General features: G+C 62.7%; 6 protein-coding genes. All 6 read right to left on the bottom strand.

The annotated features are described in order from the left end of the window. Positions 1-141: 141 nt before the first annotated feature. Entirely contained in the window at positions 142-348 is a 207-nt protein-coding gene (locus tag BLU85_RS26075; RefSeq protein WP_092204597.1) for a hypothetical protein, read from the bottom strand. Positions 349-354: 6 nt separating this feature from the next. Further along, entirely contained in the window at positions 355-1,779 is a 1,425-nt protein-coding gene (gene adeC, locus BLU85_RS26080; protein ID WP_092204598.1) for an AdeC/AdeK/OprM family multidrug efflux complex outer membrane factor, read from the bottom strand. An 83-nt stretch (positions 1,780-1,862) separates the two neighbouring features. Continuing rightward, positions 1,863-2,687, bottom strand: a complete 825-nt coding sequence (locus BLU85_RS26085; protein WP_092204599.1) for a helix-turn-helix transcriptional regulator — start codon at positions 2,685-2,687, stop codon at positions 1,863-1,865. Positions 2,688-3,284: 597 nt separating this feature from the next. Further along, entirely contained in the window at positions 3,285-4,445 is a 1,161-nt protein-coding gene (locus BLU85_RS26090) for an FAD-dependent monooxygenase (RefSeq protein WP_092204600.1), read from the bottom strand. 86 nt (positions 4,446-4,531) lie between these two features. Continuing rightward, on the bottom strand, positions 4,532-11,830 hold the full coding sequence (locus BLU85_RS26095; RefSeq protein WP_092204601.1) for an amino acid adenylation domain-containing protein: 7,299 nt from the start codon (positions 11,828-11,830) through the stop codon (positions 4,532-4,534). Between the two features lie 107 nt (positions 11,831-11,937). Continuing rightward, positions 11,938-13,203 carry a glycosyltransferase gene (locus BLU85_RS26100; protein ID WP_170847654.1) on the bottom strand — a complete coding sequence of 422 codons (1,266 nt, stop codon included), beginning with the start codon at positions 13,201-13,203 and terminating at the stop codon, positions 11,938-11,940. Positions 13,204-13,627 lie beyond the last annotated feature (424 nt).

Below are 13,627 nucleotides of genomic sequence, written 5' to 3' on the forward strand. Positions count from 1 at the left end.
ATTTATCCCCGTTGGGCTGCGAAGCAGCCCCGGAACCTACCGCCGAGGAGTGTCAGGTTGATTGTGTTCAGCTTCTTTGGGGCTGCTGCGCAGCCCAGCGGGGATAAATCCCCTCGCCACAGGGGCCGGCTGGTCGGGTCGCTATGATCTTTCAGTGCCCGGGTTTCCAGAGGCTGGAATCAGGTCGCGGATCGCATAGAAGCCCTGCACCAGGCGATTCTTGGCCCGGTACTCGCACAGGAGCAGCAAGGTATCCGGCATCTGGGAGATGGACGAGGCATGTTTGACCACCATCGTCTTGCCTCCCGAGCGTAAGCGCACCAGTGCCCCGGGTTCGAATGTGCCCATTTGCAGTCACCTCACAGTCACGTTGCTTGTGCGTTCTACCCAACCCCCGCCCAGGGCCTTGTACAGATTGACTTCGGCGAGCAGCTGCGACAGCCGGTCGACGATCAGGGTTTGCTGGGCGCTGAACAGTGAGCGTTGGGCATCGAGGAACGTCAGGCTGCTATCCACGCCGATGCGATAACGTCGCTCCGCCAGGCGGTAGTAATCCTGGTTGGCTTGCACCAGGTCGCGCTGGGCGATCAGTTGGTCTTTATAGGTCTTGCGTGCCGCCAGGCCATCGGACACTTCCTGGAAGGCGGTCTGGATGGCTTTCTCATATTGCGACACGCGGATGTCTTTCTGGATTTTCGAGTAGTTCAGGCTCGCCCGAAGGCTGCCGGCGTTGAAAATCGGTAGGTTGATCTGCGGTTGAAACGTCCAGCTGCCCGACCCGCCCTTGAACAGCCCGGACAGTTCCGTACTGGAACTGCCCGCGTTGGCGGTCAGGCTGATGCTCGGGAAAAAGGCGGCACGGGCCGCGCCGATGTTGGCGTTGGCCGATTGCAGCAGGTACTCGGCCTCCAGGATGTCTGGCCGGCGTTGCAGCAAGTCCGAAGGCAGGCCCGCCGGTACTTCGCTGAGCAGGTCCGATGCCAAGGGACGGCCGGGCAGGTCGTCGGCGACCGATGTGCCCACCAGCAACGTGAGGTTGTTGAGGTCCTGGGCGACCTGGCGCTGGAACTTCGCCAGGCTGGCCCTGGCGCTTTCCACCGAGGTTCGCGATTGGCTCAGGTTCAAGGCCGAGGCGGTGCCGACCTGGTTGCTGCGTTCGGTCAGGCGCAGGCTTTGCTCATAGGACTGGAGCGTGTCCTGGGTCAGCGCCAGCAGTTCCTGGTCGGCACGCCAGGTCAGGTAGGCACTGGCCACGCTGGCCACCAGGCTCAACTGGCTGCTGCGACGGGCCTCTTCGCTGGACAGATAGATCAGTGACGCCTGGTCGCTGAGGCTGCGTATGCGCCCGAACAGGTCCAGTTCATAAGCGCTGATCCCCAGGGTTGCCGAATACGAACTGCTGATGCCTGCGTCACCGGTTCCGGTGAGGCTGGCCGGCAGGCGCTGGCGCGAACCGGTGCCGTTGGCGCTGATCGCCGGGAAGAGGTCCGCCCGCTGGATCCGATACTGCGCCTGGTAAGCCTCGACGTTCAGGGCCGCTACCCGCAGGTCGCGGTTGTTGGCCAGCGCGCTTTCGATCAGTTGCGCCAGCACCGGATCCTGGAACAGGTCACGCCAACCCTGTTCGGCCGCCAGAGGCCCCGACAAGGCCGGGGCATAGGCCGAGGTTTGCGGATACTGCCCGGCGACCGGTGCGTCGGGACGTTGGTAGTCCGGGATCAGCGAACAACCGCCCAGCATGAATGCCGCGGCCGCCAGGGGGCTCAAGAGTTTATGCATCGACCTGTTATCTCATTGTGGTGCCTGCCCAGACCCCGCAGGCGCAGGCAGGCGGGTTCTGGCGGGCCGTGCGCGGCGAGCCGTCATGATCCGATCATCCACTTCGCCAGCCCATGGCGCCCACTCACGCCCAGCTTGGCGGCGGCACGCTTGAGGTAGGTTTCGATGGAGCTGTTCTTGACCTGCAGCTTTTCCGCAATTTCCGGCACGGTGCCCCCGGCCAGCAGGCCTAGGCAGACTTCTTTTTCCCGCACGGAAAGGGTGACGTCGCAGGGGCTCAATCGATCATTGAAATCCCGTTGCAACTGGGTCTGTTCGGCGGCATCGAGTGAATGGCCCGTAGCGCTGCCAGAGGCTTTGAAAGATTGGCGATTGAGGTGCGCATGACGCTCGGCCAGGGGCAACAGCGTTTCGGAAAGGTATTTCAGAAAGGACAGTTCCTGAAGGGAAAAGTCGCGCTGTACCTGAGGGCGTTGCAATGAGATCACACAGCGGCGGTTGGCCTTGCGTGAAATCAGAATGCACTGGTGGGAAGTGCCGAGGCAGTCATTGCCTCTTTCGTCTTTCATCCGTGCGTTCAGATGGATCAGCAGGGCGTCATCCACCTCCAGCACTCTTTTCACCAAGGGGTGATCGTTGCGCTGTATCGCCGTGGTGGGGCAGGGGGATTGCATGTGCACGTTTTTTTCCGCACCCGCATACCCCAGCAGCTGTACATCGAGAACGTTCGACTGGGTGTCGTCGGCTGTCCATTCACTCAATTCGAGTCGACTGACAGGCACCGTTGTTTCGATCATCTGGTGCATGTTGGTCAAGAAGCTCTCGTGTCCGACACTTGAAATCAGCTTTCCTAGCTCTACGTAGAGGTGCGATTTTTCTGCACCCTCAATACACGCATGTCGATTCATAGTCCTTATTCCTGCTTACTCGAAAAAACTCCGCATCCGTGATGTTGACGGAAGAAAATCCGACCGCTTCCAAAATGCTTGAGCCTCTTCTGGAGTTGATACTTGGAGCCAATATCGTCTTGTGAACCTATTGACTTAAACGGTTTAGCCGGTAGGGCTATTAGGCGTTTCCATGTGGGAAAAGTCTGTAAGGGAAAACAGGGACATTCCGGGTCAGTCAGTGGGGTGTCGGTTCTTGGATACCTCCGGGCAAAAACACGTTGGGTCAAAGGTTTTTTTCCTCGCGATGATCGCCGCGGGGACAGCTTTCAGCGCGGTGTCAGGGAAATATTCAGCTAAATTAAAGGGTTGTGTTCGGGGCTCGAATCTTGAAAGCCTGTTTTTTCATGATCGTCAATGTAGGAATTGTCTGGCAGCAGTGTCTCGATTTTGGATTCCCAGTATGGTGAAGAATTCTCATTTATCGATTTTCATTCCAGTGTATGTCGTTTTTTGTCTATGTAGGAGTCGCTTTTTGTCATTGACGCTTTAATGTCGCCGGTCTACGACGGGAGGCACGCCGTCCCGCCCAGGCCCCTCGGTGACTGTTTCGCGAGGTTATGCGCAGGGCTTGAACGAGAGGAGGTCGATGTTCTTTTTCCGCAAGCTGCTCTGTGGCGTCAGGCGCATATACCATTCTCGCAGCCAGCAGGCGAGGGTCGATTCGGTTTGCTCTATACCGCTCATGAAGCGTGCGGCATTGACGATCCCGTTGGCCCGGGGGTGACGATGGGCCTGGTAGTGCAGCAGCGCGGTGCGCAGGTCCGGCGTTTGCGTCAGTCGATCGGCCAGTACCACGGCATCCTCGATCGCTTGTGCGGCACCTTGGCCCAGGCTGGGCAGCATGGGATGAGCCGCATCGCCCAAGAGCACCACGTGTCCATCGCAGAATTGCTCGACGGGATGGCGGTCCCGGGCATGCATTTTCAGTATGGCGCTCTCAGGGGTGGCCTCGATGGCAGCCACGACTTCCGGCGCCCAGCCGGCGTAGGCCGCGAACACTTCCTGCTTGCTGATGTTCAAGGCGGCATCCGCCGCGTTTTCGTGATTGCAGGTGCCCCACCAGTACGCCTGGCCGTCCCCGACATCGCAGAGCCCGAAGCGCTTGCCACGTCCCCAGTAATGCGCCACGTAGCCTTCGGTCATGACCGGATGGCTGAAGGGCACCACCGCCAGCCAGGCGACATAACCCGATGGGCGGGTTGGGGTTTCGCCGAGCATCTGCTGGCGAATCACCGAGTTCAGGCCATCGGCGCCAATCAACAGATCCGCTTCCCGGAGGCTGCCGTCTTCGAACCGCACCACCACACCATCGGGGCGAGGGTCATACCCCGTGCAGCGCAGCCCGGTCGTCAAGGTGTCGGGGGCGAGCTGCTGCGCCAACGCCCGTAGCAACAGCGGGCGCTGGATATTCACACTGGGATGACCCAACTGTTCGCCGATCTCGTGGATCGGCATGCGGGTGATGGCATCGCCCTGGTGCTTCTTGAAGAAGAAGTCGCGGATCACCTGGCCGGCCTGTTCCACCGGAACATGGGCGTCAATCGAGTGCAACGCCGCCATGGCATTGGCCATGACGGACAAGCCGGTGCCACCGGTGCGCAGTGTCTGGGCCGCTTCGAAGACCTTGACCTGCCAGCCCGCGCGCTGCAGCGCGATGGCGGCGGTCAGCCCGCCGATCCCGGCACCGGCGACAATGGCTTTTTTGGGTGCTGTCATGCTGTTTCACCTGTATCGGGCCCGGAACGACCGGGCGATGGAGTCAAGCGGGGCCGTCAATCCGGCCCCGTGATCGGTGGTCATGGTCAAGCCAGTGCGCTTACGGATTCGGCGTTCCTGGCCCGGGCCAGGTCCATCCGCGACCGGATGCACTGGCCCACTCGCTCGATGTGCGGCTCGCGCATCATGGTCAGATGGTCGCCCTCCACGGCGACTCGCTGCACGTGGGGCGCAATCGAGCGCCAGCCGCGGTACGGGTCGCGGAAGGCGGTGCCCACCAGTTCATGGGGAGCTTGCAGCACATCGGGCAGCTCGACGTCCGCGGCGAACAGCGTGATGGGCAGGTCCAGTGGCGGGAAGCGATAGTCCAGCAGCCCTTGCCAGTTGGCATGGAACACCCGGAACAACTGATCGAGTGTCTCCAGGGTGATGGTCTCGTCGAAAATGCCCTGGTCTACACCGTGCTGCCGGATCGCCGCGAAGGCCTGCGGGTCGTCCAGGGAGGTGAAGTCGAGGGCGTGGTAGGCGTATTCCTTCTGGCCGTCGCCGCTGAGCAGTTCCCACATGAACCAGTTCATGAACTCGCTGCGTTCTATCCGCACCTCGCCCTGCCTGACGCGCACGATGGTGTCCAGCAGGAACACGTTATGCAGGCGCCGTCCGCGCCGCTGCAACTCGCTGGCCAGCTCATACGCCACGACGCCGCCATAGGACCAGCCGCCTATGTTCAGGGGACCTTCAGGGGCGACCTGCTCAATGGCGTCCGCGTAGTACACCGCCTGGGCCTGCACCGATTGCAACGGTTCACGGCCATCCCATGTGCCTGGCGCTTGCAGGGCATACAGGTGGACCTGGTCCTTGAGCACCCGCGCCAGTGCCGCATAGCACAGCACGTGTCCGCCGATGGGGTGGACCAGGAACAACGTCGGCTTGCGCGTGGCATTCTTGAAGTCCACCAGCGCGCCGGCGCCGGGGTGCCCGGTTTCGGTCTGTTGCAGCACCTGGGCGAATTCGGCGATGGTCGGCGCCTGGATAAAGTTGGACAGCGAAGGTTCCAGGCCTCGATGTCTGGCGAGCATGGCCACCAGTCGCACCGCCTTGAGCGAATTGCCCCCCAGCTCGAAGAAGTTGTCGTGGACGCTGATGTTGTCCAGGTCCAACGTTTCCTGCCAGTAGGCTTGCAGCAGATCTTCCATGGCATTGCGCGGGCCAATGAAGGACCGCTGCAAGGTGGTCTGGACTTCTATCTTTTGCAAGCGCTGCCGGTCGATCTTGCCCGTGGGCCCGAGCGGTAGCTGCGCGATCCTGACCAGCGTGTTCGGCACCATGTAGTCGGGCAGCGCCAGGCGCATTTCCGCCTTGAATTGGTCCAGGTCCGGCTCGCGACCTGGCAGGGCCTGGACGAAGCCCACCAGATAACGACTGCCGTCGGTTGCCGTCTTGTCGATGACCGCCACCTGCTCGATGTCGGCCCTGAACCGGGCGGAGCCGAGCATGGCCACTTCGATCTCGCCGAGCTCGACGCGGTAACCGCGAATCTTGACTTGAGCGTCGCTGCGGCCCTGGTACACCAGATCGCCGCCAGGCAAGTAGAAGCCAATGTCACCGGTTTCATACAACCGTCGGGTCTGTCCCTCGAGCTGGCGATAAATGAAGCGCTCGTCGGTCAGGTCGGGGCGATTCCAGTAACCATTGGCGAGACAGGCCCCTTCGATGAACAGGTCGCCCGTCACGCCGACCGGGCAGGGGTTGCCTGCCGCGTCCAGGACATGCAGGCGTACCCCGTCGATGGGCGTGCCGATCGGCGGCATGCTCGGCCAGGTCGCCGTCGCGCCTTCAAGTCGCAGGCTCGTGACCACATGGGCCTCGGTCGGGCCATAGTGGTTCTCGACCCGGCAATCGCCGAGGCGATCGATCAGGTCGCGGATTTCGGCAGTGATTTTCAGCTGCTCGCCGGCGACGTTGATCTGGCGCAGCGAGGTGGGGTGGATACCGAGTTGTGTGGCGACTTCGGCCAAGCCCTGGAAGGCGACGTAAGGCAGGAACAGACGATTCACCTCTTGCGCGCCAATAAACTTCAGCAAGCGGATGAAGTCATAGCGCAGCCCTTCGTCAATCATCACCAGCTCATGACCGCTGGACAGGGTCGAGAAAATTTCCTGGAACGAAACGTCGAACGAGATGGGCGCGTATTGCAGCGTCTTCAGCGGTTGTGTCCCATGGACATCCTGCGCCTGCTGGCGATTCTGCCAGAGGATCATATTGGTCAAGGCCAGGTGTGGCATGGCCACGCCCTTGGGGCGGCCGGTCGAGCCCGAGGTGTAGAGCAAGTAGGCGTTGTCTTCAGCCATGATGCCGGCGGCAATGGCGGCCACCTGTTGGTGACTGCCGGCCAGGTTGTCGTCGAAGCCGGCGACCACGCTGTCCCAGTGGCGCGTATCGGCCTGGCCTGCCAGGGCCATCGCCAGGCTCGCAGACGCATCGGCGAACAGCACCAGGCGTGGCTGCGAGTCTTCTAGAATCAACTGGATACGCTCCTGCGGATAGCTCAGGTCGATCGGAACGTAGGCGGCGCCGGCCTGTACGACACCGAGCAAGGCGACGATCAGGTCGGGCGAGCGGGGCATCATGATCGCGACCCGATCCCCCTGGCCGATACCGTGGCGGTGCAGCCAGTTCACCAGTCGGGCGCACGTATCGTGCAGTTGGCGGTAGGAAAGACGGGCCTGGCCAAAGCTCACGGCGGTCTGCTCGCCATGACGCGCGAAACTGTCCAGTAACACGCTCGACAGGTTGTCGTGGGGCAAGGGCGTAGCGGCCTCTGGCGTAGTTCGGTCGACGGGCGGCAGCCAGGCCGGGATGGCCGGTTTGGCCTCAGGCGCGGCGATCATCAGTTCCAGCGTACGCAGCAGGTACTCGGCATAGGCTTCGGCCTGGCTCGTAGCGACACGCGCGGTGCGGTAGTCCATTTTCAACATCAGCGAACCGTTGGCGGGGTGGCGGCCGAGGGTGGTCAGCAAGTCGTAGTTGCTCGCTTCCGTGGTTTCCCAATCGGTGAGGATCTCTTCGCCTTGGGCCAGCAGGTCCTTGAGCACGTAGAAATCGACGTAATTGAACACCACGTTCAAGGCGACATCGGTCTCGCGATGAATCAACGCGAACGGATAGCGCCGATGGGCAAAGACCTGTTGTTCCTGGGCAATCGTTGCCCGGATCAGCTCCAGCCAGCTCTGGCCCTGGCTGCTGAAGCGTACCGGCAGGGTATTGAGGAACAGACCCAGGACCGAAGCGGCATCTTCGAATGCCGGTCGGCCATGGCTGATCACACCGCACAGCACGTCCTTTTGATTGGACATGATTGCCTGGGCGAAACCGTGGGCCGTCAGCAGGACCGCGCGCAGGGGCAGGTCACGGGCCTGGCAGAAGGCTTCGAGCCGGGCCAGGTCCGCGGCCGGCAGTTCACGGTAGGCCGAGCGGTGCGGCGTCGGGTCTGGTGCCACTCCATGGATCCAGCTGGTCATGGCCGCGGCCGGCGCATCGTGCAGGTATTCGCGCCAGAACCGGCGGTGGGTCTGCGTCGCCATGGCTTGTTGCTCCAGGGCCACGAAGTCGGCTGGCGTGGTGGTCAGGGCCGGCAGGGCGTCGGTGCCCGGTGCCGAGGTGTAGAGCGTGATCAGGTCGCGCATCAAGGTGGCGACGCTCCAGCCATCGAGGATCGCATGGTGGAAGCTGAAGACCAGGTCGATTTCAGTCTCCGCGACGAACACGCAGAACTGATACAGCGGCGCCCGATGCCAGTCTTCGCGGTAACGCTTGCGCTCCTCCACGTAGGCGGCGATGGCGTGGGCCCGGGCGTCGGGGCTCATTGAGCAGACATCGATGATTTGCACCGGCGGCTCGACGCTCGAGTGCACCCGGGCCATGGGCACCTCGGCGTGACCGATATCGAACGACATGCGCAAGGCCGGATGACGCCGGATCAATGCGGTACAGGCCCGCTCCCACGCCGGCGCATCCCACTGCAGGCGCAAGCGGTAGCGGAAGATGTCGTGATAGATCGCCGAATCCGGGTGCATCATCGAGTGATAAATCATCCCGACTTGCAGCTGCGAAGCGGCAAACACGTCATCGAACACGCCTTCGCTGGCCAGGCGGATTGCCGACGGAACCTGGGCGAAAGGCGCCACGTGGGCCAAGGGTTCGAGCTCGGTGGCCGGGGTTTGCCCGGACGCCAGGGCCTCGGCCAACTGGGCGATGGTGGGGTACTGGTAGACCTGCGCCAGGGTCAGCGCAATCCCTTGTTCACGGGCATGGATCTGCAAGTGGATGACTTTCAGGGAGTCGCCGCCCAGCATGAAATAGTTGTCATGGATGCCCAACGTCGAGCGCTTGAGGTTGTCCCGCCACAACTCGGCGAGGGCCTCTTCCAACGCCGTGCGTGGGGCTGTCGTATCGCTACCCGGGTTGGCTGCTGGCTCGGGCAGGGCCTTGCGGTCCAGCTTGCCGTTGACACTCAACGGGAACTGATCGAGCTCGACCAGGTGCCTGGGCACCATGTAGTCAGGCACCTGCCGGCGCAAGGTTTCCCGCAGCGCTTGCGGGGATGGCGAGCAGCCGGGCTCGCTCACCCAATAGGCGTTGAGGTACGCATCGCCGGCTTCCTGGCGGGCAATCACGACCACGTCCTTGACACCATCACAGGCGAGCAGGTGGGCTTCGATCTCGCCCAGTTCGATGCGCAGGCCGCGGATTTTCACCTGGAAATCGTTGCGTCCCAGGTATTCGAGGCTGCCATCGGGCAGCCAACGCCCGAGGTCGCCGGTCTTGTACAGCCGCGCCTGGGGCTCGCTGCCCAAGTGGTCGTGGATAAACCGCTCGGCCGTCAGTTCGGGACGGTTCAGGTAACCCCGCGCGACCCCGATGCCACCGATGTGCAGCTCGCCGGCCACACCCGGTGGCAGCCGTTGCAGGTTCGCGTCGAGGACATGCATTTGGATATTCGCGATCGGTCGGCCGATCGGTACGATGCCGTCGTGCGCATCGGGCCGGCAATGCCAGGCCGTCACGTCGACGGCCGCTTCGGTGGGGCCGTAGAGGTTGTGCAATTGCACCGTCGGCAAACATTCGAAAAAACGCTTCTGCAAGGCATGGGGCAAGGCCTCGCCGCTGCACAAGACCTGCTGGAGCGCGGGCAGGCGCTGTGGCTCCACCTGGTCGAGAAAGACCTGCAGCATCGATGGGACGAAATGCAGCAGCGTAATGCCGGCGCTCGCCATGATGTCCATCAGGTAGTGCGGATCCTTGTGGCCGTCGGGGGCGGCGACGATCAGTTGCGCGCCACTGAGCAACGGCAGGAAAAATTCCCAGACCGACACGTCGAAACTGAACGGCGTCTTTTGCAGGATCCGGCTGTGTTCATCGACCCCATAGGCATCGCGCGCCCAGAGCAAGCGATTGACGACCCCGTCATGCTGGTTCATCACACCCTTGGGCAAGCCGGTGGAGCCGGAGGTGTAGATCACGTAGGCCAGGTGTCGCGGCGTCAGCCCGAGCGCGGCGGGGTCCGGGTTGTGCGTCGGTTGTCGAGACAGCGCTTCAGAGTCGGCATCCAGGCACAGCACGGGCATCGTCACGGCGGGCAGGTTCGCCAATAACCCCTGGGTGGTGATCAGGGCACTGGGCGCGCTGTCGCTGAGCATATGGCTCAAACGGTCGGCCGGATAACCCGGGTCCAGCGGCACGTAGGCGGCACCCGCTTTGAGAATGCCCAGCAGGCCGACCACCATCTCCAGGCTGCGGTCCAGGCAGATGGCAACGCGATCGTCGCGGCCAAGCCCGGTTTCCAGCAGGGCATGGGCCAGGCGGTTGGCCTGACGGTTCAGCGCGTCGTAAGTCAGCGCCTGGTCTGCGAAGCGCACCGCGATGGCATCGGGGCGAGTGGCGACCTGGGCTTCGATCAGTTGATGGAGCAGCACATCCCTTGGGTAGTCGACGTCGGTGCGATTCCAGTCCCGCAGCAATCGGCGCTCAGTGGGCGCCAGCGGGTCGAGGGCCGCGACCGACACGTCGAAATCAGCGGCCACGCACGCCAGGATGTTCATGAAGCGCTGTTGCAAGGCCTCGATCTGCGACGCGTCGAAATAGGCCTCGTTGTAGATGAAGTGCATCCACACATCGTCTTGCGGCGCGGACTCACGAACGTGCATTGCCAGTGGCATTTGTTCGTAGCCATTGCTGAGCTTGACCGGCTGTGCCGGCGCGGGCCCGTACCAGGTGTCCTGGTCCTGCTCGTAGGACACCACCACGTCGAACAACTGCCGCCGCCCCAGGTTCTGCAAGCCGAGTTCGCGGTTCAATTCGCTCAGCGGGAAGCGCTGGTAGCGATAATCCTGCTTGAGCGTCAGGGCAATCTTGGCAACCAGGTCGCTGAAGCTCAGGTCGGTGCCCAGGCTCAGGCGTACCGGGCTCATGCCGACGAACAAGCCCATCGTGGCCTTGTGTGCGGCATTGGCGCGGTTGAGGATGGGCAGGCCGATGACGATTTCATCCCGTTGCTCGGTGCGCGCGAAGTAGCTGTACAGCACCCCGAGCATGACGTGGAAGACCGTCGCCTGGCCCGCGGCCTTCGCGTTTTCGCCAAGACGGTTGTAAAGCGCCCGGGGCAAGCGCCAGGCATGGTTCTGGCTGGGCGCCAGGCGCTGGTCGAGCCGACCCGGATGACGGGGTGCGAGCAGGGGCTCGGGCAGTGTGCGGTACTTCTCCAACCAGTATTGGCGCTGGCGCTGGAACGAAACCGAGTCTTTGCTGGCGACTTGCTGCTCGACATACGCTTGATAGGTGGGGGCCGTCGCCGTGTTTTGCGCCTGGTCATGCAGGGCGGTATAGGCCTGGCTGAGTGTTCGGCCAATCATGGCGAAGGACCAGCCATCGATGATCAGGTGATGGCAATTGACGAAGCAGTAGTGGAGGTCTTCCCGGACCTTGACCAGGTCCGCGCGCACCAGCAGCCCATCGTCAAAGGAAAACGGGGTTTGCAGCTCGGCCTGCAGCAAGGCCAATGCGCTGGCCTCTGGATCGGCATGGCCCGACACGTCGTGCACCGCCAACGGGGCGTCGACCGGCCCCAGGAAACGTTGGCGCGGCAGTGGGTGCTCGCTGGAGCCGGGCACCAGCTGGATCCGCAGGGCATCGTGGCCGTTGACGACCTGGTTGAAGGCCGCCCGTAGCAGCGTGGCGTCGACCGCGCCGTTGATGCGGGCATAGCCGCCGATGTTGTACAACGGGCTGTCAGCATGCAGCACCTGGTCCAGCCAGATGTCCAGTTGCGGGGTGGTGAGGGGATAAAGCACGCACTCTGCGCTCGTTGCGGGCAGGGTCTGGGTCATGGTGTTCTCCGTGGGCCGATCCGCTGGCCCGATGAAACGAGTGAAAAGAGTGATGCCTTCTGGCCGGGCCAATGGCAGCGCTGCGTCAGTCGCCAATCAATCCGTGATTACGCGACGCGATACGTCGCGGCTCTGCGGGCGATTGCCTCGATTTGCAGCGCTGCCGCTTCGCGGGCGCTGTCACCACTGGCCATCGCCTTGCTGTAGCGCTCACAACTGGCGCGCACGTCAGCACTGTTCAGCACCGTGTCCAGGGCCGAGGCCAGTGCCTCGGCGGAGGCCGGCGTGGACACCTGCAAGCCGCACCCCAGGCGTTGCATTCGCGCGGCGTTGTCGAAATGGTCGTGGGCAAATGGGGTGGTGATCTGTGGCACTCCGGCGGCGATTGCCAGGGCCGTGGTCCCGACGCCTCCGTGATGCACCAGGGCCGAGGTATGGGGCAGGATGCGGCTCATGGGAACATAAGGCCTGACCAGGATCCTGCCGTCGCTGGACAACGACGGGTCGACCGGCTGGCGGGTCAGGAACACGCCGCGGCGGTCGATCAACTTCAGTGCTTTCGCCGCCGCGGCGAAGTACTGTTCGGCATTGACCGTCGTCGAGCCCGGGGTGAACACCACCGGTGGGGATGCATTCAAAAAGTCCTCCAGCTCGGCGTCTGGCGCCTCGAAACCGGATTCATCGAATAACGGGAACCCGGTCAGTACCGTCTGGGCAGGCCAGTCCTGTTGGATCGGGGCGAACCAGTCCGGAAACAACCCCAATACCCGGTCGGGCGAGGAAATCCACTGGCTGATGATGCGTTTGACCGCAGGCAAGCCCAGTTCCCGGCGAAAACCGTTGAGCTCAGGCTTCATGAGCCGATCGAGGAAGGTGTGCTCGATGACCCCCAGCAGCAGGCGTCGCAAGGGATACGGTACGAAGGCCGGCAGGTTCGTTCCAGGCGGATGGACGGGGCGCGCGAGGGGCGACCAGATGGCGAAGGGTGTGACCTGGCCAGTGACCAGTGGGATGCCGTGTCTTTCCTGTAGCAGCCGCGCGGAAAACGCCCACAACGAGCCGAGCAGGATGGTGTCGTCGTCACAGGCTTGTTCCAGTAGCCGATACTGTTCGCGCAACGTGCCACCGACGGTTTTCCATAGGGTGGGCAGTGACGTGCGCGGATGCCACAACGCCGGGTCAGCCATGACCGCTTGATATTCCTCGCGGGTACCCAAGGGCAGGAACTTGAAGCCACAGCGCTCGATCACCGGAGCGAACACCGCGCTGGCGCAAAAGGTTATCCGATGCCCGCGTGCGGCGAGGGTACGGCCGATCCCGATAAATGGGTGAACGTCACCGGCTGAGCCGATGGCCGTAATGATCACATGCATAAGGCTCCCTTTTAGAGTGATCGTGCGGTGGGTGACAGTCCTGATCGGCGGCCGACCGGACATCGCCTGTGGACTCCATCCACAAAAAACGATTCAGCTTGAGGGGGTATTTAAGCGGTTGCGGGTAGGAAACGTCTGTAGCGGAAAACGGGGACATTCCGGCCCGCAGATCAGGGATGAAACCTGTGGGGGCTTGCTCGCGAAGCGGTGGGGCAGTGTGTGCCGATGTTGGCTGTGCCGCCGTCATCGCGAGCAAGCTCGCTCCCACAGGGATCCGGGGTGTTCATTAAGTCTGCATTCACCACAGGAAACCAAGGTGTCATGAAGTCTGCATTCACCACAGGCCCCTTGTGGGAGCGAGCTTGCTCGCGATGACGATGGATCAGCCTCCACACCTCGGGCTGCCCAGCGAATCGCTCGCGGG

It is taken from the genome of Pseudomonas sp. NFACC14 (genome assembly GCF_900106885.1).
Taxonomy (GTDB): Bacteria; Pseudomonadota; Gammaproteobacteria; order Pseudomonadales; family Pseudomonadaceae; genus Aquipseudomonas; species Aquipseudomonas fluorescens_AA.

What these genes read in the sequence shown, in the direction of transcription:
- BLU85_RS26075 (WP_092204597.1), bottom strand. Translation starts at nt 348, where the DNA reads ATGGGCACATTCGAACCCGGGGCACTGGTGCGCTTACGCTCGGGAGGC.
- adeC (WP_092204598.1), bottom strand. Translation starts at nt 1,779, where the DNA reads ATGCATAAACTCTTGAGCCCCCTGGCGGCCGCGGCATTCATGCTGGGC.
- BLU85_RS26085 (WP_092204599.1), bottom strand. Translation starts at nt 2,687, where the DNA reads ATGAATCGACATGCGTGTATTGAGGGTGCAGAAAAATCGCACCTCTAC.
- BLU85_RS26090 (WP_092204600.1), bottom strand. Translation starts at nt 4,445, where the DNA reads ATGACAGCACCCAAAAAAGCCATTGTCGCCGGTGCCGGGATCGGCGGG.
- BLU85_RS26095 (WP_092204601.1), bottom strand. Translation starts at nt 11,830, where the DNA reads ATGACCCAGACCCTGCCCGCAACGAGCGCAGAGTGCGTGCTTTATCCC.
- BLU85_RS26100 (WP_170847654.1), bottom strand. Translation starts at nt 13,203, where the DNA reads ATGCATGTGATCATTACGGCCATCGGCTCAGCCGGTGACGTTCACCCA.